Source organism: Paenibacillus jiangxiensis (assembly GCF_046098255.1).
Taxonomy (GTDB): Bacteria; Bacillota; Bacilli; order Paenibacillales; family Paenibacillaceae; genus Paenibacillus; species Paenibacillus jiagnxiensis.
This window is the reverse complement of record NZ_JBJURI010000014.1, coordinates 20,779-46,265: the sequence shown is the minus strand read 5'-3', so window position 1 is coordinate 46,265 and position 25,487 is coordinate 20,779. Positions and strand designations below refer to the sequence as shown.

The window sequence follows — 25,487 nt, the reverse complement described above, 5'->3', positions numbered from 1 at the left end:
TGCATTTATTTAAAATCAATAACGTTCGTGACGAGCAGCGATTTTGGATCATCCAGTGTGAACCCCAGCCTACTACCAGATGGGCTCCAGCTGAACGGATATACGGGATGAGGCATCGGCTCGCTGGCGGTATAATACTGTGCAAGCGGTATTACCCGGCCCGAGCGGGTGTCAAAAATATATACCCCGTTCATACCCGTCTTATCCTCGGTATAAATGTCAAACGCCAGCTTCGCGGAATCCGGGGACCATGAGATGTAGGAAATCAGGTCACCCTTACCGATCAGTGAGCCTTGCAAACTCCCGGCGGCATCGTAGATCAGCAGCTCGCTGCCTTTAAAATCGCCGGACTGTGTGACCGTGGATACCGCGATATATTGGCTGTCAGGCGAAATTTCGAAGCTCCAGACATCCTGAATCAGGCTGACCGGCTTCGATTGCCCCGGTTCAAACACCTTCAGCACATGGTGATCATCGGTATAATAAATCCGGCCGTGACTGGCGCCAAACTGTCCGAACATCTCCGCATCAGAATCATCCAGCGTTACAGCTGTCACTTTCCCATCCGCAGCTGAGATTTGGCGAATTTCTCCGCGCCCGCTCATGGAGCCTGCGGCCAAAATATACGTATCCACGTTCAACCAGCCGCCCCGCTCCAGGTAGTTATCGCCCTTGATCTGAATCGTCTGGCCTGTATGGAGATTTTTCACGAAATTGTCCGCGATATATTTGTCCTTCCATTTCTGAATGAAGCTGTATTTGCCGTCCGGTGAAATAGTTTCTTTGACGAGCATATATCCGTTCACCTGCTGTCCTCCCTCCCCGGTATTTTGCCTGCTCTGGCCGGTGTTGATATTCATGATGGAAGACGTGTACTCATATTTGGGCTCCTCCGTCGCGGTTCCCGCTTTCACCAGCTTGGTCGTCTCGATGCTGACCTCGTCCTCCGACAGCCAGGACTGAATGCTCGCAGCCTCAATCCGGTGCGTCCGTGCAACCGTGAGTTCCCGGTCAGCCTGCTGCGCCGGCTGCTTGACGACAGTCAGCTTCCGTTCACCGCCCGGAGCAGGCTCCGGGCTCTGATCTGTCTGCGTCCCGGTTCGGCTGGCATCAGGGTCGACCACTGTAAGCCGGTCCCCGGACGATTGGCAGGCCGTCACGGCTAATGACAATACCACGGCCACAAAGAGCTTGATGCCGTACCTTCCAGCATTTTGTTTCATCATATAGGCACCTCCAGCACTGCCACAGGAGTGAAGTCTCAAGCGACCAGCTTCATTGGCTTGGTCCGCTTCAACATCCCCTGTTGACCTTAGTATAAAAAAGGAATATCCCGAAAACATATCCGACTTGTAACGTTCTTGTAACATCCGCGCCTCCAATGCAAAGAACCCCACACAACGTGGGGCCTTGCTCCGGAGTCCGTTCAGATTGCCTTACCGGCCCCCCGGAAAACTTGTAAACATATTCAGACCTTATTCCAAGTCTGGACTATTACCGGCTGAAATAGTCTCCGGGTGCTCCGGCCGCTGCAGAGGCAGCGTAATGACAAACACCGAGCCCTCCGGCCCTGAAGCCGCAAGCTCGACCGTTCCGCTCTGCTTCTCCGCCAGACCCTTCACGAGTGACAAACCAAGTCCCGTGCCACCATGGGCTCTGGAGCGGTCGCCGCTGACGGTATAAAAAGGATCGAAGATTTTCCCCCTCGCCTCCTCCGGAATACCGATGCCGGTATCACGGACCGTGATGTTCATCCAGCCTTGTCCATCCCGATCCCGCACCGCCTCGTTGGATAACAGGACCTTTCCGCCCGGCTTATTATATTTAATCGCATTATCCAGCAGATTCAACACCATGTGCATGAGATTTTCCGGATCAGCCCACACGGAGCCTTCCTCCAGCGACGAGGCCATCTCAATCCCATACCTCTCCGCCTTCGCCTGCAGGCGGTCCGCCGCCTCCTGGAGCAAAGGCAGCAAACTGACGGATTTCGCATGCGTCTCGAACTCGTATACGTCCATGGAAGAGAGTTTCAGCGCCTTCTCCACGAGCCCATACAGCCGCTCCGCCTCCTTGCCGATTTGTTTGCCCGCCTCATCCAGGAGCCCCGGGTCATCCCGGTACATGTCCAGCAGATCGGCATAGGCGAGAATGGACGTTAGCGGCGTTTTCAGCTCGTGGCTGATATTGCCGATAAACTGCTTCTGCTGCTGCTCCAGCTCCTGCAGACGGGCAACGGCCTCCAGCAGCTTGCTTTTTTCCTCCGTCAGCTGGGTGAGAGAGGAGGAGATTCGCCCGCTCATCTCATAAATGCCCTGCGCCAGCTCACCAAGCTCATCGGCACGGCGTACCGTGGGAGCGGACAGATACTTCCCTTCCCCGATGCCCTGGGCAGCCTCGTTCAGTCTGCTAATGACATGGGCCTGCCGCCACACATAAAGGAAGCCGAGCAGGAATCCCGCCGCCAGCACCAACACGCCGGTAATCCAAAACAAACGCTCTATCCCTTCGTAAAAAGCATGCTGCTCAGCAAGGGACACGTGAAACTGAATCGTGCCCACCAGCTTGTCATCGGCATTGTACAGCGGAGCCAAATACAGCAGCCGGTCCCCTTCCGTAATATAGGCCGCTTGCCCTTGTGCCGTATGGGCAAGCGCGTCCTTCACGTCCGCCTTCGGCTGAAACGGCAGCGAAGTACCGGCCAGCGTGCCGTCCGGCTTATACAGCGTGACGGGCAGACCGCTTTGCGCACCAAGATCAACGGCAAGCCGCTGCCCGCTTCGCTCCATGAAATCGTCTGCGAAAAGCGCACCGCTTGTCATCGCCTCCTGGCGAACCCGCAAATTGGCGGCCTCCGTCTCCCCGGCCAGCGTTTGCTCCAGTCGGTCGCGCTGGTCGTCCCGAATGCCGACAAGCACAAGGAAGCTGAGCACCGCGATCACGGCAGCCAGCAGCAGGGCCAGCAGCAGGGCGGCCTTCCACTTGAGGCCCAACCGCCAGGCTCGCTGCCTCATGGCAGCGACTCCGTGCTTTTATACCCGATGCCGTACACGGTTTGGATCACGTCATGCCATTTGCCCAGCTTTTTGCGCAGCCGCTGGACATGGATATCTACCGTTCTCGTCCCGCCCGCGAAATCCATATCCCACACCTGCTCCAGCAGCGACTCTCGGGAGAAGACCCGTTCCGGGCTCCGCGCGAGCAGCGCCAGCAAATCAAATTCCTTGGGTGTCAGTTCGATCATTGCTCCCCCCGCATGGACCGTGCGGTTTGGCAGATTAATCGACAGCCCGGCAAGCTGAACCAGCTCCTGCACCTCCACGGACGTTTGCGGTCTGCGGCGGGACAAGGCTTTGACCCTGGCGATGATTTCCCGAATATCAAACGGCTTCGTCATGTAATCGTCCGCTCCCAGCTCCAGGCCCAGCACCTTGTCGACGATATCGTTTTTCACCGTCAGCAGCAGAATCGCGGGCCTCTGCAGCCGCCCTTCCAGTCTGCGGCACACATCGTAACCGCTCATGCGCGGCATCATCACATCAAGCACCATAACCTCCGGCTTGAATGTGTCGACACGGTCCAGCGCTTCCTGACCGTCCGCCGCCGTCTCTACAATATATCCCTCTCTCCGCAGCGCATAGGCCACCGCACCGGAAATGCTCGCTTCATCATCAACTACAAGTACCTTTGTCATGCAAAGACTCCTTTGCTCGTTACTTGAGGCGTTTAGTGATTACTATTTTATCCTCCCAGTAGTGAAAAGCAACTGCTTCTCACTTTACCACCACCACGGAAAAAAGGACAAATCCAGCTCAAAGGATGGACTTGTCCCGTTTATTTCTCAGGAAATGCTGTCGTTACAATAAGTTGATAAGCACAAATAGAAACGCTATACACGCCGGGAGACCTTGAGTAATCAGGATGGATCTCTTCGCCGTCACACTGCCGTAGATGGCAGCGACGAGAACACAAACAAGAAAGAAAATTTGAATTTGGATGCCGAACACACCATTAGGATGTACAAGCCCCCATATCAGACCTGACGCTAAAAAACCATTATACAGCCCTTGGTTCGCAGCCAATGCTTTCGTTTCTTCCGCAAACTGCCGGGTTGTTCCAAACACTCTCATTCCTCTCGGCTTGTCCCACATGAACATTTCCAAGATTAATATGTAAATGTGTTCAATCGCAACAATCGCTACTAATATGGAGCTAATCAAGGCCAACGGGCTTCCACTTCCTCTACATAAGGGTATGTGCTGCTTAACCGTAATAACTATAATAACCACTTCACGAGAAATTACCAAGGCTTTTATTACACGTCCGAAAACAAAATGTGACCGATTCCCGTCCGTAACTGTGTTATTGCTAAAGGAGGACAGAACAACCATGCAGCGATCCATGACCCGGCCGGGAAATCATGTGATGAAGAGCTATGAAGCATACGCCAGCATGCTGTTCCGGATTGCCATGATTCATCTGGGCAACCGCGAGGATGCGGAAGAAGCCACTCAAGATACCTTCATCAAATTAATGGAAAAAGCACCTGAATTCAAGGATGCCGAGCATCAAAAAGCCTGGTTGATCCGAGTGATCACCAATCATTGCAAAACCATGCTTGGCAGAGGCTGGCGCAAGCGGGAGATCAAGCTGGAAGGGGTTGAGCCGGTTACGGCTGAGACTTCTGAGGATTGGGAACTGCTCCAGCTTGTGATGGCACTGCCTGTAAAGTATAAGACCGTTATTCATCTGTATTATTACGAGGACTACCGAATCCAGGAGATCAGCAGGATCTTGCGGATCAGCGAGTCTGCGGTGAAGATGAGACTCCAACGGGGACGACAGCTGTTAAAACTGAATCTGGAAGGAGCAGAACCGCAATGAATGAGGAACAGTTCCGGACAAAATATAAGAAAGCGGTGGATACGATGACAACGAATGAAGCGATGAAAAAAAGAATGGAAAACAAGCTAGAGGAGCTGCAGCAAGAAAGGAAGCGCCCGCGTAAGACGATCTATATCGCAGCCAGTATCGTACTCGCTGCTGGTATCGGCGTGACTGCGTCCGGCTTCTGGAAGCAAGGGAGCGGACCGGCAGTACCCAGTAACGAGGTAGCCCAGCTAACCCCGAACACACCTGCCTCAAACTCATCTGACAGTGTCGTCATTCCCAAGCTGGAGCTGCCGGATCAGAACTCCGGCGTCAAAGCTAGTATGATCCCTCTGGTCGTCTATCAGGGCAATGTCTACACTCAGGCGGCAACCCGCATTGATGCCGCCGATGCGGCCGCGCTGCGCGGTGACAAGCTCGGACGGACAACAGGCGGCATTGATGAACTGAGCGGAAAAGACAAGTACAGCGAGCTGGCATCCAATATCGGCGAAACAGACATTTATGCCGTGAAGGGATACGATTCGGATTTCCGCATCATGTCCTACAACGAGATCGATGGCCAAGTCTATGCCGAGCTGTTCGAGCACACCAACGGCATTACCGTGAGCAGTGGGGCCGATCTGCTCGGCAAGCTGAACCTGGAGGGCCGGATCACCTCGGCCGAGTGGCAAAGCTTCGAGAGCTGGAACAACGGCCTGCAGCAGTACACGCCTCTGGCCAACGACGAGTCGCTCGCCGGCTTCCTGACCGCCCTTCAGGATGCCAAACCACTGGCGGCAGAGCCTCTGATCGATCAAGGCATCTACGATGACGAGAACCGCAAGGTCCTCTACCTGAAGCTTGAAGATAATACCCAGGTAGAGCTGACGCTGTTCGGCAAAGGGCTTGTGCGCTATGGCAATGATCCGGTATTTTTCGAGGTTGAGTCCGGCGCGTTTCAGGCGCTTTGGAAGAGTATGAGCCTGTAACAAAGGCTACGAAACATGAAGAAGCGGCTTGTCCCTTGGGGAGCAAGCCGCTCTCTTTTCTTGAATCTTATGGAGATCCCTCCATTTGAAAACAAAAAAACAGCCTTTCGGCTGTCGAGGGTTTACTATTTTTCAATGGATAACAGTACATCTTCTTAGTTGATGGTTTGCAGCGCCTTGATTTCTTCTACAGACATCCCTGTTGCGTCCGCAATGGTTTTCAGGTCTACGCCCATGTTTAAAAGCCTGGCAGCAATTTCTGCAGTTGCTTCTGCTTTTGCACCTTCTATACGCGACTTTTCATCACTAAGCGCCTTCATCCGGGCATCATAGGCCATGCGTGCTGCCGCATCCTGGCTCAAAAACTCCAATGTATCCATCGCCTTTTTCAGCATCGGCTCCTTCATCGTCAGCACCTCCCAACTGGATTTGTCCACACCCTTCAAAAATAGCAACCAGTTCGGGGCTATCAGCCTCCGTATACGGATTAAGCAACACAATCTCCGTCAATGGCGATTCCCCGGCCTCTCGGAACGTACTGTTCAGAAATGCCAGCAGCACGTCCTTGTTATGCTCACTGCCGAAGATACGCTTGAAGATTATATCTACACGAGGATCAAGCAACTCATGCATCGGAACATCACTCCATTCCTTTACCTCTTTAAGTATAGCATTTCCATGTCGTTTGATGAACAGCCGGATAGATTGAAGCCAAATGTATTCAAAAAACATCCCTGCAGTACTTCATAAAACTGTGAAAGGGATAGCTTAAATGTCCTCATTTTTTAATAATTCAATAAAATCTGTAAGAATGCATTGAATCACATCTTCACGCGACATCCGAATGTACTTGCTAACGCGGAGAATATCTTGCTCAAATATTGAGAGTATGTTGAACATGGCTTCTTTGCTTCCTTCTTTGGCTAGATGGAGGAGCTCGTTAAACTCTGTGTCTGAGATAAATGTTTGAGCATTTTCTTTTTCCATATACTCACCGCCTGTTGTGTCATGTTCAATTCTCTGGCAACCTGAGCTTCAGTTTTATCATTTATGTAGAGAATGTATAAAAGAGAACGCTGGGTTGAAACGGCGTTCTCTTTTATATTCACGTATTTAATTTTGAAAAGGAAGGGGTATAAAAGCTGTCCCCTTCCTTTTTTCTTGTTGCTGATGCGAATTACAAACGAATCCAGAAAGCTACTATTATCCTCGGACTAATAGAAATAAGGCCTAAAAAAATGTTGGAGAAAAGGTTGTTAAATTAACCGAGAAATTGCCTACACAAATGAAGAACGATACAGCGGCCGCCAAATTCGAGCTTCACAAACTAATAATTGGAGGGATTTAATATGACAGTTGCTCAACATATTCAGTATTCGCATAATGGAAAAGTAGTTCATACAATCAAAGCAGACCTGGGAGCTATTGTTCTTCGTAATATCGGCTCTTCATCTGTAGTTGATCAAGCGAGGTTTGGGGTTAACGGGACATTTTTCAATACGGCAAATGGTCAATTGACTGGGATTGCGATGCAGAATGGATCAGCTTTGCGTACTAATGGTCACACCAACTCGGGCCCTTGTAGTGTTGCTACAAAACGAGGAACTATGTATTGCTACAATGGCGGTACCGGTATCACTACAGGTGTAGTTACTAGCTATACTGATGCCAGTCTAAGCAATATCAAATGGGCCATTGGTGGATATAGTTTATTTCCGAATGTAACATACAGTGAGAGTGCTTTTTACGATGCAATTAACGGAAACGGTGATGCTTCTTCATGTACTCCTGCAAAAGCCAACACACAAAACGCCTATCGATTCGAACCGAAGGTAAATCGTCCTCGTACAGCTATCGGTTGGGACGGGTCCAAAGTCTGGTTAGCAGTATTTCAGTCGGAAAACGCCTATCAAGTACGTCAATTCATGATCAATCGTGGTTGTAACTTGGCTATCATGCTTGACGGTGGTGGTTCCTCTCAAATGAAATATGCAGTAATCCGGAACGGTAATCCCGTTCCTACCCTCTATGACCCTAGTGGTTCGAATCGGATTGTATACACTATGGTCGCTGTAGAAGCAACAGATTGGGTATAATATGTGGTAAAAGAAGCGTCCCTTGGAGGGCGCTTCTCTCTTTATTAATCTATGTCAGTGATAAACCATTTCCTATCTTTTTTATTTAACGTGTAGGTAAATATACTTGGTTCGGCGGAAGTTTCGTATTGAATTGTAGTTCGGACACTACCAACGTCTTCGGATATAAAGTTAATGTTATCAACTTGAATACTAGAAATTTTTTCTGAAGGTAGGGATGTAATAGTTGCTGAATCAAACAATTTCAAGTATTCTTCTTCATTCCCTTCATTTCTGTACTTGGTAGATGAGTTAATTAGTTTAACAAGCTCCAACTCATCGCCTTCATATTTAGACTCATCAATATAAATTTGTTGCTCTTCATTGACTTGCTCATTAGAATTTTCAGTTAGATCAACTTTTGGGTTCGGCGACTGGGCGGAATCAGTTCCTTTTTCACTTTCACCGCAGCTTGCCAAGAGAACAGCGGTAACAATGAGACAGTTAGCCAACAAAGCGCTCCCTCTTCTGAACATTTCCAACTCCCCTTATTTAAAAGATACTTACATTAGAATAGACGGAAACAAATCCAAAAATTTGCTGTTTAGATTCTTTCTTCAGGTATCTCAATAAAGTAGTTTCTTGGATCAACAGGTTTTTGGCCTAATTCAGTACTCTGCCCATTAGATTCGATCATTTCGTATCTAAACTCGGCAATGGCAGCCATAAAGTCAAAATGGGCAACACGACCTTGAATTGAAGGCATTTTACCATCTTGCTCTATAATTTTGTAAGGCAAAAAGAATAATCCGCTATGATCCTCTACATTTGGATTAAAACGAGCGGTCCATACCAATTCTCTACGGTCATTATTTATTTTGTAGTAAGAAATAACATCCATCTCTGTAATAAAAAAAGAATCAAATTTGCCTTCAGGGAAATAGAAATTCGTATTCAAGTTTTCAACCCCTTCAGGAATAAACTCTTTTAGATTGCTGATTTGGGGAAGGTCAATTGCCGCTCCACGTGATGCAGCAATATTGTTAGACGAATACTTTTTCTGTAATTCTTCACTTGCTTTAGCAACATAGGCAGTTTGTGACTTGGAATTCCAAGAAACATATGCACCAGATGAATCAGAGATAAACCTCAAGGGTACCATGACCCGCCCATTTTTTAAGGTCGAAGCCACGGGTAGTGTTACTTTTTTCGAACCTATCGTAGCATCCTTTTGTCCAACCTTTAGAGTGATCTTTTGACCGTCTCTAATCATCTTCACCGTCTTTGTTTTGTTATCCCAAGTAATAGTAATGCCAGGCAAGGTTTGAACTGTTTTTAAAGGAACCATGGTAGCACCATTTGAAATATAAGCCTCATCAGACAAAGTTGTAGTATTGTTGACAACAACTTTAATGGAAGATGCGTCCGCCTGCACAGATCCAAGACCTAAAGCAAAACCTAGAACTGATAAGCAAGATACCTTCAAAATTTTCATCTTTTGCTACCTCCATAAAATTCTATATATCAATATAGACGCACAAATTTTTGGAAAGTTACTCAATTATGGTTTTTTGGTTCAAACCGTATTCTTCTTATAAATAAAAAGGCTCCCCATACAGTTACAAGTCTATTAATCTACCTGTATACCGTATGGGGAGTATATCAAATTAAAGGGCTCTTATCTTGTAGTATTTATTTAGGATCTAATTTCGTACTAAGAGGAGCATTGGAGTAAACAGTAAATTGATCTGCGCTATCCGAAGTTCCTGGACTTACGACCCTAGGTGCCGTTTTTGAAAGCGAACTTGTCCAGGTCTTATAAGTAGACCCACTTGTGTTCATCCGTAATTGAGTTTCGGAAAAGCTGGCCTGACTGAAAGAAGAACCGCCTTCATCTTGGACACCATGAACCATTTTAACTGTATTGTATGTGTTTAAACCGGAAAGAAGCTTGACGGGTACATTGTTCGTCCAAGAAAGTGGAGAACCGTTTAAATATAAAGTTGCTCTTTTAGTGGAGTGATCATAAATAAGTTTTAAATCTACCGTTTGCCCTTTGGCCAGGGATGATACCGGGAACGATCTCTGCCCTTTTTCTGCCCCTTCAACCCCATTGATAAAGACCTTAAATCCATCAGACGAGTAAGATATTCCTCCTTCAATATTCGTTTTGCCAATTCCTAGGTACCAGTCAACATAACCATTAACATAGTTAACCTGACTTGGCAACTTTAGTTTTGTAGAAACACCCGTATAACTTGCAGAAGTCGTCTCTGTAACAATAGCACCATGCCTCATATAAATATCCACTCCCATTTTATTTTTTTGAGAAAGCTTTATGTTAGCGCTAACCGCCTCTCATCTATGTAGGTGTTTTTTAAATGAACTTAACAACCGAATACCCACTTTTTTTAATTTTCTTTTTCATGCTTTAACTATTGAGGGAGTGTAATTTATCGGGGGAATATATCAAAAACAAAAAAATCTCCTTAAAGCAGGAGATTTTTTAAATGCCCTTATTTTTTAATAATTCAATAAAATCTGTAAGAATGCATTGAATCGCATCTTCACGCGACATCCGAATGTACTTGCTAACATGGAGAATATCTTTCTCAAATATTGAGAGTATGTTGAACATGGCTTCTTTATTTCCTTCTTTGGCTAGATGGAGGAGCTCGTTAAACTCTGTGTCTGAGATAAATGTTTGAGCATTTTCTTTTTCCATTTACTCACCGCCTGTTGTGTCATGTTCAATTCTCTGGCAACCTGAGCTTCAGTTTTATCATTTATGTAGAGTTCGTAGATGATCGTCTTGCCTGTCGTTGATGGCAACGAATTAATTAAGTCTTCAATGTACAGTTCGTTGTCTACCCCGTCCGTAAATGAAGTTGTATAAAATTCCCTCTCTTCTTTTACAATTTCCCGATTCGAAATCACTCTTGCCCTGTACTGAATCCTCCAACCAATGCGATACAGTTCTTTTCGATATTGTTCTACTAAGGGTAATTCCTCCATAATATCCCTCCTCATTATATAAGGAAATGGCGGAATAGATTTTACAACCTTACCCAAAAATATTTCGAACATTTGTTCTTATATTATATCATATTTTTATATTTTTCGGTTGTTTTATGAACTGATTATTTTCCATTACTTATATAAACCATGAAGAGAGGAGGGAGAGAAATGGAAATTGAAGAGGTGGTTTCATTGGTGGCAAATGTAGGGTTTCCGGTCGCATTATGTTTCATTCTGCTTCGCTACGTTCTGGATACCATTGGCGAGAAGCTGGATAAGCTGGATGAATCACTTAATAACCTGACTAAGGTAATAAGCGGGATCGAGTCTGTTAGCGGGATGAATGAGAGCAAATGAATTAAAAGCCCGTTGCCAATCGGTAACGGGTCGTTTCGTTTTACAATTCAATTAACTATCCGGTAAGCACTTAATTCCACTAATCAATTGTTCCCAGCTTCCATTCCCCTTGCTTGTTCTGCAGGAAATAGTAAATATTATGAACCTTACCAACCTGCCCATTATGTAACCATTTTCCCTGAACAATCATAGATATTCTCCCAGACCCCTTGTCTTTCTCGAAATCATCAACTTTTTCAAACCTGTAATTCGGCCCTATCCGATCCAAATTTGCTTGTGCGCTTTGTTCGTCTATAAACGCTTGTTTAAACGATTCTTTATCCTTGTCTAGCAATGCCTGTAATGCTTGTTGCAGCTCATTTTTAATTTCTTCGTTAAACAAGGGATTATTTATGTCCTCCCATTTGATGAAAATGCCTTCTTCAAGCTTCGGGGCTTCCTGCTCGTTTTCTGTAGCTGGTTGTTCAGTCTTTAGGGCAGTTTGTACATAGCAAGAGGTTCGTTCGATTTATCCCGATCAATACGTCCTGCTCGAAATCCTTGACTCCCATATTGAAAATAACATTCAACATGTTGACGAGGTTGCTCTTATCCGAGCAATTCAGGACCCTGCTGAAGCTACTAAAGAGCTCTTGAAATGCAAAGACAACAATGTTGTTTACCATACAGGACAAGAAAAAATCGCTATCGAGCTGAGAAAGCCCCCGCTTTATAGGAGCCGTTGACATGCAAATAGAATATATTGATGATGGAATAGCAAAATAGACGCCGATTCATTCAGCGCCTTCTTCCGATCTATGGAATTGTTATCGTACCAGTCAGCGATCATCTTGTCTGCAATCTACAAAGTGATCCACGTACACCAGCTCATCTTGAATCTGATACCACACCAGATACCACTTCTCCACAAACATCTTGTGATACTTGGCTGGAAGTATATACTCCGCATCTAAAAAAGGGTAACGTTCCAGCAATCGTGCCAATGAACCTATCGCCTGAAGTAATTCATTCTTCGTGGTGCGCGCGGCTTCAGGACTCTTCTCGGCAAGAAAATGTATATGACTCGCAAACATTTAGTAGGCTCAGTCGGCAACGATTACCTTATAATGAGGTGTCTTTCCCATGTTGGACCTCATCAATAATGCTATTCAAATACGTATCCAGTTCGTCCAGCGTTATACCAGTGCGCCCCGCCAAGCGATCCTCTTGAACGGCCAGCAACTCTTCACGCAGCTTCAGCATCTTCTCGCGGCGGGAGAATGCTTCGATGTCCATTACTACGAGGTCTCCTTTACCGTTTTTGGTCAAATAAACCGGCTCCCCGGAAGTTTTACATAAATCAGCGATTTCATTATAGTTTTGCCGAATACAGGCCGACGGCTTAATTAGCATCCTGCCCACTCCTTGCATCGCTCTATTTTGTTCTTATAATACCTATTTAGTGCTATGTATTCAATACACTTCTGCGTTCCCTCGTTTGGTTTGCCCTCGGTTTGGTCAGCTTTGCGGAGCAGCCACGACGGTGAATTAGGGGCGAATGAGAATCGCCCCCTGTATTGCTTTTACCGATTCATCCAACCAGGCTTGCAGCAAAGGCTCCTAGCGTCTTTCTGCACACTGAGAAAGATTGCAGCTCGATACAAATCTGCGGCTCAGTATTCCTGTCCTTTTCCTGGTTGCGAATAACCCAGACACCTTCATCGGAAGGAAGAAGAAACAAAATATTCTCTATCATTGTCTGATCCCCATGGGCTATTCTTATCGTGCTCAGATTATCCATGCTGCCGGCATTTGCTTGAAAAGCCTGCTGCCATTTAGCTATCAAATTTTGCTCGTCTGGTGAAAGATCAGCACAAAGAGAGGGTACAGACACAGAGACATGATCCGGCTCCGTCAATTGGTTCCATAATTCTTCAGTAATCACGACCCTGGCTTCGGGTGAAGCTACAGGCGCAGCCCCTGAGTTCTCAACTCCATAAAAACGAACAAGCTCCTCTTCCCAATCCTCCGGTTCAGTCCAGGTGAAGAAGTGAACCGTATTGCGATCAGACAGGTGATATAAGTATCGCTGCTGCTGGACGTGGATGGACAAAATTTTAGCTGAACCCCGATCCGTTACCCCTCTCAGCATGTAACTGCTGCTTAACAAATGCCGGATGATTTCCGCAATCGCGGGAATAAATGTGACTTCTCCGTCCGCCTCGCGAATGGACTCAATAAAACCTTTGGATATCAAGCTGTGAGTGGCCGCCTGGAAAAGCAGCTGCCAGCTTTCTTCAGGCAAATCCCCATAAAAAGCCTTCATCAGTCCAGCCGCCATTTCTTCCCCTTGATGAACGGCCAAGGCGTACCCCAGTTCTTCCAATGAAAATATATAGGTATGATTGCTCATGTAAGCAAATCCTCCAACGTAGATCTATTTCGATTCTTTCCCGCCACGGCTGATCAGTCCGCGCAAAAGCTTCATGACTGACTGGATTTCGGTATCCGTCAGCAAATAATACGTATTCACTGTCCAGGTCTCCCTGTTCTTCAAGTGAAAAATCAGCTCAGGAAACTGAGGAAGCAGCCACTTCCGAATGGAAGCACCATTGTAGCTTATTTTCGAAATCTCCGACCACTCCACTGTGCGCGTGCCATCTGAGATGGAATTTTGATCATAGGCAAGCAGCTGTGTATTCGATTGAAGTGCTCTTGACAAGCAGACAACCAAATATCCTCCAAAAAACGGAATCCCTATAATTGCGGCTGTAATGCAAAAAAATTTACGAAGCCAGGTCGTATCCATGAAAAAAGCTGCATACAGCAGAAAAAGACAAGCCAGAACAAACAATAAGCTGCCAAGGGCTTTGCCCCAGGCCACGGACTTTCGATAAGATATCGTGTTCATCTTTAAGCGCCTTCCCAAATTTATTTAAACAGCCCGCTGATCCAGCGAACTCCCTTCTCAACAACCTTGGCTGCGCCGTCACCTACAAAAGCCCCTACCGTTCCGCCTACATAGGAGCCCACAGCAGCACCAACCGGACCGCCGATCATCGCACCTACAGCTCCTCCGGCAACAGCCCCGCCATAGGTCACCGCTGTTTTCACAACAACATTGGATGCCGCCACGGCCACTTCTTCCCCGTTAAGCTTGCCTTCACAATATTTGCTAACAAGCGAGGAACCTTCACCGATCACATTAAAAGTTGCATTAAGCGGGAAAATCTTCTTGGCGATCATACCGGGAATTTTGCTGGTAGTGATCCCGTACCTGCCCTTTTCCACACCGGCAATCACCTGTCTTGTCCATTGCGGAAAGTTCTTGGCTTGGCTGAGTCCCAGACCGTAATTGAGACCAAATTTGCTGGCTACCGCATCAAAACCCTTCAGCCCTTTCATGATGATGCCCGGCTTAGCCATCTGGCGATTGATGCCTTTTGCCAGATTATTCAAGAACGCATTGTTGCCCTTCCCTTTAACCCATGGCGCATTATGAATTTTGGTTCGAGTCGGGTCTCTGGGATCCACTCTGAACCGGACCGTTTTGGACAACACCAAAGAAGCGCCTACAGAGCTGTAGAGGAGCGTGCCCCATTTTTCCAAATTATCTCTTACTCCCAGCGAGTCATTTAACCAATTTTGCGCTTGATCCAACGGATTGTCCGAGCTCCCGGAAGACAGGCTGCTTGCGGAGGAAGCAAGCTTAACGGAATTCATATCCATTTCGTTGCTGGCATCCGCTTCCGTGAAGCGTTGGGCAATCGTATATAGCTGGGTGCTTACTGAGCCCATTGCAGCTGTAAAGTGATCCATTTGCTGACGGGCCTGCTGAAAGTTGTGATAGAACCTTTGCTGTGTTGTACCCGCCCACCCGCTTTCAAGAAATTGAATCTGCTGGGTAAGATGGCTGCAAATTTGCGCCCCTGTCTCCCTGGCTTGAGCGAACTGCTGGGAGATCTCCACCAGTCTTTCCGGGGGAACCAATATTTTGCCCATGGTATTCACCTCAACGATTAGACAGATTAACTGTAATTAATTGTAGTAAAGGTCTCCAATATTAGCAAAAGCATCAAGTAACAGAACACGAAAAAAATCTTAGTTCCCTGGGACTATTCATATTGGTCTGTAATAGCAAAAGGACGAGACCAGCAAGTGCATTGAAATAATTTTCGAAAGTGGTTGTAAAACTAGGGGCTCAAATCTCTTCATATAGTGAGCTGATCAAATCACGATCGTTGGGGGGAGTAGGATTTATCTCGATCACCATCAGCTCTATTAAAAACTTTGGAGGTAATAAATCTAGTATTGTACTTTTTTAGATATTCTATCATAACACAAAAATTATATTGCGTTAGGGGACGTATTGTAATAAAATTGACTTAGGATATATATTCCTTTTTTGTATTTTGATTTTCATTTATTCTTTCATAAGGGGTGATGACTTTAAATAAATGGGAATCTTACGAAATGTATTATCTGTCCCGTCGTCTTGTAAAGTATTCCAATTATACGAAACCTTTCTATTATATTTTACGTTAAGATATATAGTTAAACCACAAATGACATATAATATATTACGGATTCAATGGTGTGGTTGAAACTAATTTTAACCGCATTGAAATGTGGTACGGAAAAACAAGGGGGTTGTGCGAAGCATGAACCAAACATCCATTACTGATAGTTTTTCTGTTCTTAGTCAAATTCCTGAGTGCAAGCTCAAATCTCACATTCAGGAAATTTTAGCAACTGAAGAAAAAGAATCTCAAATAACCTTTAAGATTAATAATGATGATTGTTTGTTTAGTATATTTCTTGTAACTACTAACTCAAGAGAGAACTATTGGAACATGTATGTTTTCTTTATGGATCAGATTGAACAAAGACATGACACGTATCGATTTTATTCTTTTTCCAACTTAGAAGCTTTACACTTACATAGCTTTTTCTCACTTTTGATCACAAACAAAAAATAAGGACTTACTTAGAGTCCTTATTTTTCCCTTTAACACGTTCGTATTCTTCTTCAATTATTCTGGTCAATAACTCTGTTGCTGTCATCCCTAATTTTTTTGCAGCCTCAGCCAGTTCTTTCTTAATATATGCTGGAACGTCATAATGGAATTTCACTTTATTTCCGTAAGCCATATAGTAATTCCTCCCTTTATTTACCTTCCATAACCTGCTGATATTTTTGATCAATGAGGCGTATAAGCAATTGAGTCGCAGATGTCTCTTGAATATCTGCGCACTCTATCAGTTTTTCCTTAACTTCCGGTGCAAACTCATATGGGAGTTTTAACTTGGGTTCAGACATTCTTCCCGCTATGTTTTTCTCCACTTGAATCGCTTTGCCAACCATGATCTCTAGTGACTCTCTGTCTTCTTTACTTACTTCAGTGTACTTAAGGAGCACTCGGGATAAGTAAGATTTTAAAGCTTTTTGATTTTCTTCATTTAGTTCGATTCTTAACTTATCATTATCAACTTTCAGTTCACAATCAAAGTGATTTCCAAACAAGTTAATGTTATACTTCACTGATTTCGCTCCCTTAATAAGGTTTCAATTTCGTTACTTATAATATACTTTGTTTCGTATTGTCACGCAATACTATATTGTTTTGATTTTAATTTTAATGTATCTTCAAATCGAACATAATACATAACCTTTATAAATATGCCCTTCTTTACAGTGATTCTTATCGTACTTAAAACAAAAGCTTTTCCACGACATCGACTTCGCCTGAATCTTTTTGTTAACTCGTTCATATCTACACCGATCTGAAAGCATCCCGAAGCACTAGTGGTGAATTTTCTGGATAATCAACTACTTACTTTCGTTCCAACGAGCGTGAGCCTCTAATGGTATCATCCCTAGTCGCATTTTTATAATTTTCAATCAAAATGGTAAACATAACGTTTATAAGTTGTAATCCTTTATATACCTTTTATCACCTTTTAAATGAGACAATAAATAACAAAATAATTCTAAGGAGTTGTATAAATTGAAAAAAATTGCTTTATCTCTTGCTTTACTTTATACCGTAACGGGATGTGGAAATCCAACGGAAAGCCTGCCTGTAACTGCAACAAAAGAAGGTCGAAGCACAGATGTACCAAAGGCACATTCCATTGACGTAACTTATAACCAGACTATAAACTCTATACCTCTACAAAAAGTTAAAAATCCAGAAAAAGAAAAAGTGATCGAGAATAAAAAAATAGATAATGCAGAAATCGCAATATATCAATCCCGTACAATCGACAATCAAATTTTCGCTTCCCTAATTAAAGGATCGACTGCCTATGGTATAGGCGAAATTGGTTACGGAGATATGAGGGATTTTCCAATTGAGGAGGTTCATGTCCTAGGTAAAACCTACATCAAAATAATAGGGGCCACTGGTGCTAACAGTCCAGTTACTTATTATGTTCTTCTAGATTCACCTCCTCCATCCACTCTGTGTATCGATGCTCATACAGTTGAAGCCGATGTGGATGAAGATGGAATTAAAGAAATTGTGGCTACTGTCGGCACAGCTGCTACAACAACGATTTATAAGCTTCAAGAAAATAAAATAGTAGCGAGTAACTTGAATGAACTCATGAAAGCTCAAATGGTTACTTACAACCCTGAAACCAACACATTTCAAGTGCAAAAAACAAATAACGAACTGACAGAGTGGAAATTCCAAAATAATAAGTTGCAATTAGTTCAATAAAAAGACTTCAGGCTTTTTTAATAATTTTATATTTTGTATCGTAACGTTATATTATATTAACAGAAAGAATGTTTGTTATCAGATAGTAGGGATCCATCTTGTAACAAACTATCTCTATTCTTTCCCAAAACAATTTTGGAGGGATTATGCAATGGCAAATACAGCTACAAAATATCAGTAAAATTAGCATTATCACTGATCACCTTCATAATAGTCTTTCTTTCTCTTTTATATTACCTCTATCACAATTTGTGAATCCCACCTAAAACTTCCGAAAATCAAATGAACTGTATAGCAAAAGTCATGCCGCAGCAGATCATACAGGTAATCTCTCGGATTTCTTCACATTCATCCTTGGTCGGGGCCCCATCTGGGTAAACAGCTCCGGGTGAGAGCCTACCGCGCCGCACGCCTTGTCCGCCAACCAACTGCTGATCGGGCCGAACATACACCTCGACCGTTTTTTCTGCTTTCCCCTGCAGCCTGGTATCCGGAAATCTTCTGTTACGAGTTTTGGATTTGATACATGTCCTTTTTCCGGAATATTTAAAAGAACCGGCAGTGTGCCGGTTCTTCGTAAGGTCAAGCATTTTATTATGTTTTACTACGTATCGTTACGATATATTAATTTGCGCATTAATAGCCACTTACACGGAAAAAGGTGTGGCCACCAATAGGCACCTTTTCGACCACTTTCCTATATGAAGCACCACCATCAAAGGTGTACTCTTCACCGCCGCCAGAAGCCGGCCGTGTTCTATTGCGGTACAGAGAATTGGTATTGAACCAAAGACATTTACCAATTCGGTTGGCTCCACCATTCTGAGCTACGCTCAAAGAATCTCTCCAAGCAGAAGAACTTGTATCAGGGCAACGTGCATTGCTTGTATTCATACCTGCAAACTGCCCAGATGCGGTCGCTATACCCAAAGTCGTATTACCGCCAAATTCCGAAAGGTTTTTTGCTTTTCGATTAACAACTACATGATAGACCCCACGCTTACCTTCCAATGTTTCTCCTTGCGCTTCAGAATAGATAAGACGTGCAAGTACATCCACGCTATCCAAACCGTTAAATTCCGACAAGCCACTTCTATCCGTTAAACATGCTCCAGCCATTGAAAATTCCTCCTTTAATTTTATGGGATCAAGTTAAGTACAACAGGATAACAAAACTGCCGGGTGTATCCCTCACCTGACATTTTCGATTGTATAACTCATCCACAACTTTATTATATTATATAGCGTTTCGTTACGCAATATATTTTTTATTCTAAAATGTAACTTTTTTTTCGTTAATTTGATACCCTTTGTAGAATGGAATAAACTAATATATAGGAATGAAACCAAGAATAGGAGGTGTTCATGAAGGAAAAATTATCATAAAGTGTTGATGCTCTAAGAATAGGAGGAATTTAACATGAAGCATAAATTTTTTTCGTCAGTTTGCATTTTTTCTTTGTTGGTTCTGTTAACAAGTAGTGTTTACTTGGAAAAAGGAAGTGCTGCAGGGGCTTATCTGAACGGATCAATCTTATTGGACGGGAAGAAACTTGAACTCAGCGCTCTGCCAATTATAAAAAATGGAACAACAATGGTGCCTTTCCGTCCAATCTTTGAAGCGCTTGGTCTAAAAATCTCCTGGGATAATAAATCGAAAAATGTGACCGGAGAAAAAGAGAACGTCAGCATAAAGATGCAGAATGGAAAAACAAGCGCTATTCTCAATGGTAAAAACGTTACAATTTCGGAGGCTCCTTTTATTGAAAAGAACACTTTATATGTAAATCTTAGATTTGTGAGCGAGGCGACAGGTGCATATGTTAAGTGGGATAGCAGCAAAAAAGAAGTGGCCATCCAATCAAAGACCGATCAAGCAGTTTCTGAAGTAAATACTTCCAATAGTAATAGTATTTTAGCCAAGAACAATGGAGTTTCCATCTCATCAGCAGCTCCTGAACAAAACGGTGTTTTTAAACAATTGACCGTTTCTACAAGTAGTATGAAAAAGACATTTAAATGGTCCAATGAAGCAAATCCTGCCTTCTATCCTGAAATTCATCTTGCTGATATTGATCAAGATGGTAAGAATGAAATCGTAGTTATACTTACCTCGGGAACGGGTACAGGTGTACTCATACAGAATATTCATGTTTTAAACGGGAAAGATTTATCTGAACTCCCTATCGAAAACCCTGTAGATGCTGTTCAACAAAACGTTCAAACGAGTATTATTAAAGAAGACGGAAAAGTTATAGTTGCGGCAACATATAAAGATCAGACCCTAAAAAAAGAATATAATGAAGCAGATGCAGGTGTATGGAATAGTAAAGTGAGTTTTTCACAAATTGTTCGCTACACCGTTAAAGACAATAAAATTAATGCAATCTTACCGGGTGCAGTGTCACCAGCTGAATTTGCTTTCACTGCAGTTGTGCAGTATGGATCAGATCTTAAAATAAGCAACATTCAACTTGAAGAGGGATATGAATACTAATCCAAAGTGAAGAAGCCTCCCAATCCACTTAATTGTGGGACGGGAGGCTTCTTTAAAAGGAAATGTAGATAAAATCATTTATTTATATTGCGTAACGTTACGCAATATGATATTATTGGTTTACGGTCCTCTGATGTAGAGAATTACACATCGATGGGATTCGATGTATAGTCCTCATATCCCTGCATCAGTTTGGCTGTTTATAATGCGTAATGATACGCAATGCAACAAATTATAAAATAAAGGAGAAATTACTATGGCTTGTCCTTCTAATATCAATAATTTTGTCAACGGATCAATCACATATAACGGAACCCGTTATGATCTTCTTCCACTGGCCAAATGGGTATCTTATCAGAGCTGGAGAAAAAGTGGCGGCCTGAATGGTCTTCCCGTTTCAGTAGTCATTGCACAATGGGGATTTGAGCATAATTCATGGGACGTACCAAGTTTGCAGAGTTCTTTCAATTTCGCTTACCAGGACGCTACGTGTGGGGCTACTAGTGGAGTATATGACCCTAATAACTCTACGCCGGGTAAACGCCTGAAATTCACGAACATGCTTGATGGTATCAGATCTTATGCAAGATTGATTATCGAAGGGTACCCTCATGTTCGTTATGCATATTCGGGAAATGGCGGTAACGCTGATGGAGCAGCTGCTGCAGCAAATGCTTTAAGTAGAGGTTATTGGACAGGCTATAAAGGCCCTGCAACCTCTTATTGCTCCAACTCTACGTATGCAGTTAACAGTTCCAGCACAAAACGCATTTGGGCTTCTGCAGGGTACTCTGGGATGGATACGACCATTACAAGCTCAAATAATACTTGCTTAAACTCGTTGCATTATATTCAAAAGACAGATCCAAATGTATATGGATTGTCTAACCTCTACTAACAACTTGACAATACATGAATTAAAACAAAGAACTCCTCCATATCCTGGAAGAGTTCTTTGTTTACTCGGCAACTAATTGCTTGTTCGTCAAATCTAATTTGTAATGTATGTCTTTAGCATCCTCTTCTGGTGTACCTGCTCCAACAGGTGGATGAACTATTAATGTATCCTCTTCAACAGTTGGCAGCGGTTCACCTTCAGAATAGAGAAGAGTTTTATGAACTTTTTCGTTTTTAACGATTTCTAAAGGAAATGCATCCCCGCTCTGCTTATCAATTGCAAATACATACCCTTCTACTCCATGCCCTGTTTTGTATTGAGGGGTAAGGATGTAAACATCCGCATCCTTAAAGCTCACATGCTCAAATGGCAGTTTTTTATCGGTTGGCTGGACATATAAAAATGCCGGTAGTTCCAACAAAACCTTATCCTTTTCTCCTTGTCTATAGATAACCGAGTAATTGCTCTGGAAAGTCTGGTCACCTTCTATCCCTAACGTACTCGATACAACCAAGTGTCCCCGTTCTTCTCTGCCATTTGAGACCATCAATAAAGTTCCTTTATCCGTTTGCTGTTCCGCCCGAATCGACTGGTCCTCATTCACAGAATCAATGGTCAGCGAAGCTGTAAGAGCTGATTTAGGAAATGCGCTAGAAATCTCCCCTGAAGTATTTTGTTCATTAGAAGATGAGGTGTTGGAGTTAGTATCGGTTTCAGACGGCGTAGGCGGCTCTGAATTTTGCTGACTGTTGCAGCCTACGATCAAACTAAACAACAATACAGACGAAGCTAATAGCAATACATGTTTCTTAATGATAATCCTCCCGCTTTCATAATTATTTTACCTTAATTATACATAAGAAACAATCCAAAAAGTTTAAAAAAAGTATTATAAAGTTAAAATTATGTAATGTTTTGAATCCTCGTCACAGTCCACATTAAGCCCAAATAAGTTGATACTATACTTCATACTTCCCCTCCTTTTCAACTACGGATATTAAATAGCGATTCGTTACGCACTACAATATTTTTATCCCTTGCTTATTTAGCACTTTTGTCATTAAATTGCGAAGAAATTCCTAACAGTTCAGAAAAAATCGCGTTTCCATTCCCCTTGTAGTTAGCTATTAAACTTAAAGTGGCCATGACTACCAACTGTGATTGAGATAATCCGGTATCTTGAGCAATTTTCAATAGTTCTGCCCTGGGTTTCTCCGGAAGATAAACGGTTAACCGTGAGGGCTTTTCTTTGGTATATATGTTATTTTTTATATAGCGTAACGTAACGTTATATGTTATTATATTATTGAGAAAGGAGGTCTCCTTATGGATCTACAAGCTGCTGTTCAGTTAATTGGAAATGTTGGATTTCCAATTGCGATTTCCCTCATTCTTCTGCAGACCATTCTCGTTAAATTCAACAAACAAATGGAGGGATTAGAAAAGCGATTGGCTCAGCTTGATAAAACGATGAACTTGCTGGTCAGGACGATTCATCAAACTCCCCCAAAAACAATGGATCTTCAGGACAAAAAAATCGATTAGTGAAGGAGGACTTCATATGATCTGCCGTGAACAATTGCTTAAAAGCATTCAAGCTGTACACGTTGCTGTTACATCCTATGCTAATTGCATTTGTGAAGACGTCACAGAACAGGAACGAGAAATGTTATTTACGTCTGGGCTTGAATTGTCAAAACAACTAGCTGAATTACGCATGATGTACATCAAGCAATATAAAGTCGACCCCATTACGGGATCTCATACAGAGCTAAAAATTTCTTGTAATTGTCAAGAAAAATAAAACATCTCTGCAACCACATATGCCTCTGGAAAACTGCACTGACACCCTGACCATCCTGCCGCAGCTCTGTGACTGTGAACCTCTCCGGCTCACCTTTTTCACACCTGATCCTCCTGGTTCAGGTGTTTTTTCGTATGCTCCCCCATAGAAAGTAAAGCTCCACTATCCACGAAACAACCAAGCGACATGGCTGCTGTTCCTTTGTTACGTGTTTGAAATGGTATAACTCTCATTTGCGTGAAGTTGCCGTGGAAATCTTAACGATATTCCCATAATTGCAGCGCCGCGCCGATCATGCCGCTGCCGTTGCTGCAGGCCGCCCGCACGATTGACACACCCTCCGCGAAAGAGGGCATCGCTCTGGCATAAGCCTCCTTTCGAATACGGGAAAGCAAAGGCTCACCGATATCTGCCAAACCGCCGCCGATCACGATTAATTCGGGATTGTACAGATGCATTAAACCCGCAATTGCGGCGCCAAGTGCGCGGAACGCATCATCCATCACCTCCATGGCCGCCGGATCACCCGCCATCCAGCGCCGAATCACCTCGCGGGTGTCCGGCGGCGTATCGGCCGTTTCTCCGAATGCGGCCATTCGTTCGTGATACCGGGCGGCAATGGATGTACCGGAAGCATACTGCTCCAAGCAGCCAATGCCCCCGCAGATGCAGGGGATGCCCTTGAAGTCGACCGGCATATGTCCGATCTCTCCGGCACCGCCCCACCTCCCGCGGAGAATGGCACCGTTCGCCACGATCACCCCGCCGACGCCAGTACCAAGCGTCAGCCCGATCATATGCTGAACATTCCGGCCCGCCCCCAACCGCGCCTCGGCGATGGCCATCACATTTACGTCATTGTCCACAATTACCGGCAGTCCGAATGCGCTGGTGATAATCTCCTTTAAGGGTGTGCCTGTATAATTCGGAAGCAGCTCGGAGGCATAACGGATAATACCGGAAGGCCACTCCACCTGTCCGGCCGTTCCGATGCCGATCCCGATGACCTTTGCTTCCGCCATGGCATGCTGCTGCCAGTTCAGCGCTTCTCCAGCAATTCACTTGATATGCTCAATCAGCGGGATATCTGCTGTCTTCGTCGGATAGCCAATCATGTGAAAAATGGTCCCGTCACGGTCTATAACCCCGGCATGGATCTTCGTGCCGCCGATATCCAGCCCGATGGCGATCTCGGGCGCTTGCTTTTCCCGCTCGGGCCTAACCATCCTGGAGCATCTCCGTCTGAAGCCGGGCGTGAACCGCTGCGGTGAATCTTGCGGCGATCAGCTGGGGGCGCGTGATAACACCTGCAGACTCCGCCGCAGCCGCCATTTTCCGCATGGCATCCTCACCGTGTAAAGGCGCTCCTTCAAGCGCTTGGGCAGATACGATCAAGCCTTTTCGAGGCAGAATAGATGTTGTGCGCACTGGCAAGTCTCCTCTCTTCATTGGCATTCTATTTGACTGCTCCCATCGTCATCCCCTTGACCAGATGCTTCTGTACGAACAGACCGAAAATCAGCATCGGAAGCATGATAAAGGTACCGGCTGCGGACAGCGGCCCCCATTCCGTGCCCTGGAATGTCATGAACGACGTTATGAGCACCGGCAGCGTTTGGGTCGCCTTGCCCGTCATGACAAGCGCAATCAGAAACTCGTTCCACGCAAGCACCATCGAAAGGATGAACGTGGCGGCCAGCCCGCCTCTGGCGAGCGGCAGAATGACGGTGAAGAACGTACGCATTTCGGTGCAGCCGTCGACAAAAGCCGCTTCACGGATCTCAGAGGGGATATCCTCAAAATAGGTGAGCAGCATCAAAACGGCAAACGGCAGATTCATAAGCACATAGAGCAGGATCAGCACAGCATAGGAATCAATCTGTCCGATCCCGACGACGATGAAGTAGACCGGCATGAGCATGAGGATCGGCGGCGCCACCCGCGAGCTCAGGATGAATGTAGTGATATCCGGCTTCCTCCTGATCGGAAAATAAGCGAGCGCATAGGCGGCGAATGCCGCCAAACAGAGGACGATGACAGTCGATAACACCGAAACGACAAGGCTATTGGCGAACGCTGCGAAGAAATCGGAGCGCGAGAACACATCGCGGTAATTGTCGGCAGTTGGTGTGAATACCCATTTCGGCGGGATAGCGAACGCATCACGGTTGTTCTTGAACGAAGTTGAGACAAGCCATATGAGCGGAGTCATGAAGAAGAGCAGAATGACTCCAACGCCGGCATAAAAAAGTCCGGTTCTTGCAGTTTGCATT

Annotated in this window: 34 protein-coding genes and 1 pseudogene; 10 read left to right on the top strand and 25 right to left on the bottom strand. The window is 44.7% G+C overall.

What is annotated here, in order from left to right; all coding sequences use genetic code 11:
• Positions 1-5 precede the first annotated feature (5 nt).
• The 4 genes from ACI1P2_RS14835 to ACI1P2_RS14820 all read right to left on the bottom strand — a co-directional run bounded on the left by ACI1P2_RS14835 (position 6) and on the right by ACI1P2_RS14820 (position 4,226).
• Positions 6-1,226, bottom strand: coding sequence for a WD40 repeat domain-containing protein (locus ACI1P2_RS14835; RefSeq protein WP_355320629.1), 1,221 nt, complete (start codon positions 1,224-1,226; stop codon positions 6-8).
• Positions 1,227-1,475: 249 nt separating this feature from the next.
• On the bottom strand, positions 1,476-3,014 hold the full coding sequence (locus ACI1P2_RS14830; protein WP_355320628.1) for a sensor histidine kinase: 1,539 nt from the start codon (positions 3,012-3,014) through the stop codon (positions 1,476-1,478).
• The gene (locus ACI1P2_RS14825; RefSeq protein WP_355320627.1) at positions 3,011-3,694 is read right to left on the bottom strand and encodes a response regulator transcription factor; all 684 of its coding nucleotides are present in this window, start codon (positions 3,692-3,694) and stop codon (positions 3,011-3,013) included. The genes ACI1P2_RS14830 and ACI1P2_RS14825 overlap by 4 nt, the downstream gene beginning before the upstream one ends.
• 163 nt (positions 3,695-3,857) lie before the next feature.
• A complete protein-coding gene (locus ACI1P2_RS14820) occupies positions 3,858-4,226 on the bottom strand; it encodes a DUF1304 domain-containing protein (protein WP_355320626.1) in 369 nt (122 codons plus the stop codon).
• 163 nt (positions 4,227-4,389) lie between these two features.
• On the opposite strand from ACI1P2_RS14820, the gene ACI1P2_RS14815 reads away from it, so the two are divergent.
• Both ACI1P2_RS14815 and ACI1P2_RS14810 read left to right on the top strand, forming a co-directional pair.
• Positions 4,390-4,884 carry an RNA polymerase sigma factor gene (locus tag ACI1P2_RS14815; RefSeq protein WP_355320625.1) on the top strand — a complete coding sequence of 165 codons (495 nt, stop codon included), beginning with the start codon at positions 4,390-4,392 and terminating at the stop codon, positions 4,882-4,884.
• Complete coding sequence (locus tag ACI1P2_RS14810; protein ID WP_355320624.1) at positions 4,881-5,861, top strand: hypothetical protein; 981 nt, start codon at positions 4,881-4,883, stop codon at positions 5,859-5,861. The genes ACI1P2_RS14815 and ACI1P2_RS14810 overlap by 4 nt, the downstream gene beginning before the upstream one ends.
• A gap of 155 nt (positions 5,862-6,016) precedes the next feature.
• Here the strand turns inward: ACI1P2_RS14810 and ACI1P2_RS14805 are convergent.
• Together ACI1P2_RS14805 and ACI1P2_RS14800 are read right to left on the bottom strand one after the other, a co-directional pair.
• Positions 6,017-6,494, bottom strand: a pseudogene (locus tag ACI1P2_RS14805) (PD-(D/E)XK nuclease family transposase).
• Positions 6,495-6,629: 135 nt separating this feature from the next.
• Entirely contained in the window at positions 6,630-6,848 is a 219-nt protein-coding gene (locus ACI1P2_RS14800; RefSeq protein ID WP_355320623.1) for a helix-turn-helix domain-containing protein, read from the bottom strand.
• 362 nt (positions 6,849-7,210) lie between these two features.
• Between ACI1P2_RS14800 and ACI1P2_RS14795 the strand changes: the two genes are divergently transcribed.
• Positions 7,211-7,957 carry a phosphodiester glycosidase family protein gene (locus tag ACI1P2_RS14795; protein WP_355320622.1) on the top strand — a complete coding sequence of 249 codons (747 nt, stop codon included), beginning with the start codon at positions 7,211-7,213 and terminating at the stop codon, positions 7,955-7,957.
• Between the two features lie 44 nt (positions 7,958-8,001).
• On the opposite strand, the gene ACI1P2_RS14790 is transcribed toward ACI1P2_RS14795, so the two are convergent.
• The 5 genes from ACI1P2_RS14790 to ACI1P2_RS14770 all read right to left on the bottom strand — a co-directional run bounded on the left by ACI1P2_RS14790 (position 8,002) and on the right by ACI1P2_RS14770 (position 10,951).
• Positions 8,002-8,472, bottom strand: coding sequence for a hypothetical protein (locus tag ACI1P2_RS14790; RefSeq protein ID WP_355320621.1), 471 nt, complete (start codon positions 8,470-8,472; stop codon positions 8,002-8,004).
• Between the two features lie 68 nt (positions 8,473-8,540).
• Positions 8,541-9,431 carry a copper amine oxidase N-terminal domain-containing protein gene (locus ACI1P2_RS14785; protein WP_355320620.1) on the bottom strand — a complete coding sequence of 297 codons (891 nt, stop codon included), beginning with the start codon at positions 9,429-9,431 and terminating at the stop codon, positions 8,541-8,543.
• Positions 9,432-9,628: 197 nt separating this feature from the next.
• Positions 9,629-10,252 carry a hypothetical protein gene (locus ACI1P2_RS14780; protein WP_355320619.1) on the bottom strand — a complete coding sequence of 208 codons (624 nt, stop codon included), beginning with the start codon at positions 10,250-10,252 and terminating at the stop codon, positions 9,629-9,631.
• Between the two features lie 190 nt (positions 10,253-10,442).
• The gene (locus tag ACI1P2_RS14775) at positions 10,443-10,574 is read right to left on the bottom strand and encodes a hypothetical protein (protein ID WP_355320722.1); all 132 of its coding nucleotides are present in this window, start codon (positions 10,572-10,574) and stop codon (positions 10,443-10,445) included.
• A 23-nt stretch (positions 10,575-10,597) separates the two neighbouring features.
• A complete protein-coding gene (locus ACI1P2_RS14770) occupies positions 10,598-10,951 on the bottom strand; it encodes a sigma-70 family RNA polymerase sigma factor (protein WP_355320618.1) in 354 nt (117 codons plus the stop codon).
• 171 nt (positions 10,952-11,122) lie between these two features.
• On the opposite strand from ACI1P2_RS14770, the gene ACI1P2_RS14765 reads away from it, so the two are divergent.
• Complete coding sequence (locus ACI1P2_RS14765) at positions 11,123-11,311, top strand: hypothetical protein (RefSeq protein ID WP_355320617.1); 189 nt, start codon at positions 11,123-11,125, stop codon at positions 11,309-11,311.
• A 79-nt stretch (positions 11,312-11,390) separates the two neighbouring features.
• On the opposite strand, the gene ACI1P2_RS14760 is transcribed toward ACI1P2_RS14765, so the two are convergent.
• The 6 genes from ACI1P2_RS14760 to ACI1P2_RS14735 all read right to left on the bottom strand — a co-directional run bounded on the left by ACI1P2_RS14760 (position 11,391) and on the right by ACI1P2_RS14735 (position 15,292).
• Positions 11,391-11,693, bottom strand: a complete 303-nt coding sequence (locus ACI1P2_RS14760; protein ID WP_355320616.1) for a hypothetical protein — start codon at positions 11,691-11,693, stop codon at positions 11,391-11,393.
• 436 nt (positions 11,694-12,129) lie between these two features.
• Positions 12,130-12,384 carry a type II toxin-antitoxin system RelE/ParE family toxin gene (locus tag ACI1P2_RS14755; RefSeq protein ID WP_355320615.1) on the bottom strand — a complete coding sequence of 85 codons (255 nt, stop codon included), beginning with the start codon at positions 12,382-12,384 and terminating at the stop codon, positions 12,130-12,132.
• Positions 12,385-12,412: 28 nt separating this feature from the next.
• Positions 12,413-12,703: a type II toxin-antitoxin system Phd/YefM family antitoxin gene (locus tag ACI1P2_RS14750; protein ID WP_355320614.1), complete on the bottom strand. Its 291-nt coding sequence runs from the start codon at positions 12,701-12,703 to the stop codon at positions 12,413-12,415.
• Between the two features lie 178 nt (positions 12,704-12,881).
• Positions 12,882-13,703, bottom strand: a complete 822-nt coding sequence (locus ACI1P2_RS14745) for a hypothetical protein (protein WP_355320613.1) — start codon at positions 13,701-13,703, stop codon at positions 12,882-12,884.
• Between the two features lie 24 nt (positions 13,704-13,727).
• A complete protein-coding gene (locus tag ACI1P2_RS14740; RefSeq protein WP_355320612.1) occupies positions 13,728-14,201 on the bottom strand; it encodes a DUF5381 family protein in 474 nt (157 codons plus the stop codon).
• A 20-nt stretch (positions 14,202-14,221) separates the two neighbouring features.
• A complete protein-coding gene (locus tag ACI1P2_RS14735; protein ID WP_355320611.1) occupies positions 14,222-15,292 on the bottom strand; it encodes a WXG100 family type VII secretion target in 1,071 nt (356 codons plus the stop codon).
• 659 nt (positions 15,293-15,951) lie between these two features.
• Here ACI1P2_RS14735 and ACI1P2_RS14730 point away from each other — a divergent pair.
• Positions 15,952-16,269: a hypothetical protein gene (locus ACI1P2_RS14730; protein ID WP_355320610.1), complete on the top strand. Its 318-nt coding sequence runs from the start codon at positions 15,952-15,954 to the stop codon at positions 16,267-16,269.
• 4 nt (positions 16,270-16,273) lie between these two features.
• Here ACI1P2_RS14730 and ACI1P2_RS14725 read toward each other — a convergent pair whose 3' ends face one another.
• Together ACI1P2_RS14725 and ACI1P2_RS14720 are read right to left on the bottom strand one after the other, a co-directional pair.
• On the bottom strand, positions 16,274-16,441 hold the full coding sequence (locus tag ACI1P2_RS14725; RefSeq protein WP_355320609.1) for a hypothetical protein: 168 nt from the start codon (positions 16,439-16,441) through the stop codon (positions 16,274-16,276).
• A 16-nt stretch (positions 16,442-16,457) separates the two neighbouring features.
• Entirely contained in the window at positions 16,458-16,832 is a 375-nt protein-coding gene (locus ACI1P2_RS14720) for a hypothetical protein (RefSeq protein ID WP_355320608.1), read from the bottom strand.
• A 466-nt stretch (positions 16,833-17,298) separates the two neighbouring features.
• On the opposite strand from ACI1P2_RS14720, the gene ACI1P2_RS14715 reads away from it, so the two are divergent.
• Complete coding sequence (locus ACI1P2_RS14715) at positions 17,299-18,015, top strand: hypothetical protein (RefSeq protein WP_355320607.1); 717 nt, start codon at positions 17,299-17,301, stop codon at positions 18,013-18,015.
• 636 nt (positions 18,016-18,651) lie between these two features.
• Here the strand turns inward: ACI1P2_RS14715 and ACI1P2_RS14710 are convergent.
• Positions 18,652-19,134 (bottom strand): cell wall hydrolase, encoded by a 483-nt coding sequence (locus ACI1P2_RS14710; protein ID WP_355320606.1) that lies wholly within the window; start codon positions 19,132-19,134, stop codon positions 18,652-18,654.
• 301 nt (positions 19,135-19,435) lie between these two features.
• Here ACI1P2_RS14710 and ACI1P2_RS14705 point away from each other — a divergent pair, with 301 nt between their 5' ends.
• Positions 19,436-20,512: a copper amine oxidase N-terminal domain-containing protein gene (locus ACI1P2_RS14705; protein WP_355320605.1), complete on the top strand. Its 1,077-nt coding sequence runs from the start codon at positions 19,436-19,438 to the stop codon at positions 20,510-20,512.
• Between the two features lie 256 nt (positions 20,513-20,768).
• The gene (locus ACI1P2_RS14700) at positions 20,769-21,410 is read left to right on the top strand and encodes a hypothetical protein (protein WP_355320604.1); all 642 of its coding nucleotides are present in this window, start codon (positions 20,769-20,771) and stop codon (positions 21,408-21,410) included.
• Between the two features lie 61 nt (positions 21,411-21,471).
• Here ACI1P2_RS14700 and ACI1P2_RS14695 read toward each other — a convergent pair whose 3' ends face one another.
• On the bottom strand, positions 21,472-22,209 hold the full coding sequence (locus ACI1P2_RS14695; protein WP_355320603.1) for a hypothetical protein: 738 nt from the start codon (positions 22,207-22,209) through the stop codon (positions 21,472-21,474).
• A gap of 527 nt (positions 22,210-22,736) precedes the next feature.
• Here ACI1P2_RS14695 and ACI1P2_RS14690 point away from each other — a divergent pair.
• Complete coding sequence (locus ACI1P2_RS14690; RefSeq protein ID WP_355320602.1) at positions 22,737-22,955, top strand: YvrJ family protein; 219 nt, start codon at positions 22,737-22,739, stop codon at positions 22,953-22,955.
• A 16-nt stretch (positions 22,956-22,971) separates the two neighbouring features.
• Positions 22,972-23,214 (top strand): hypothetical protein, encoded by a 243-nt coding sequence (locus ACI1P2_RS14685; protein WP_355320601.1) that lies wholly within the window; start codon positions 22,972-22,974, stop codon positions 23,212-23,214.
• Positions 23,215-23,471: 257 nt separating this feature from the next.
• Here the strand turns inward: ACI1P2_RS14685 and ACI1P2_RS14680 are convergent, their stop codons facing one another.
• The 4 genes from ACI1P2_RS14680 to ACI1P2_RS14665 are packed head-to-tail and all read right to left on the bottom strand — an operon-like array spanning position 23,472 to position 25,486.
• Entirely contained in the window at positions 23,472-24,236 is a 765-nt protein-coding gene (locus ACI1P2_RS14680; protein WP_355320600.1) for an ROK family protein, read from the bottom strand.
• A gap of 36 nt (positions 24,237-24,272) precedes the next feature.
• Entirely contained in the window at positions 24,273-24,440 is a 168-nt protein-coding gene (locus ACI1P2_RS14675; protein WP_355320599.1) for a hypothetical protein, read from the bottom strand.
• Entirely contained in the window at positions 24,433-24,642 is a 210-nt protein-coding gene (locus tag ACI1P2_RS14670; RefSeq protein WP_355320598.1) for a hypothetical protein, read from the bottom strand. The genes ACI1P2_RS14675 and ACI1P2_RS14670 overlap by 8 nt, the downstream gene beginning before the upstream one ends.
• Before the next feature lie 28 nt (positions 24,643-24,670).
• Positions 24,671-25,486 (bottom strand): carbohydrate ABC transporter permease, encoded by an 816-nt coding sequence (locus tag ACI1P2_RS14665; protein WP_355320597.1) that lies wholly within the window; start codon positions 25,484-25,486, stop codon positions 24,671-24,673.
• Position 25,487: the final 1 nt, after the last annotated feature.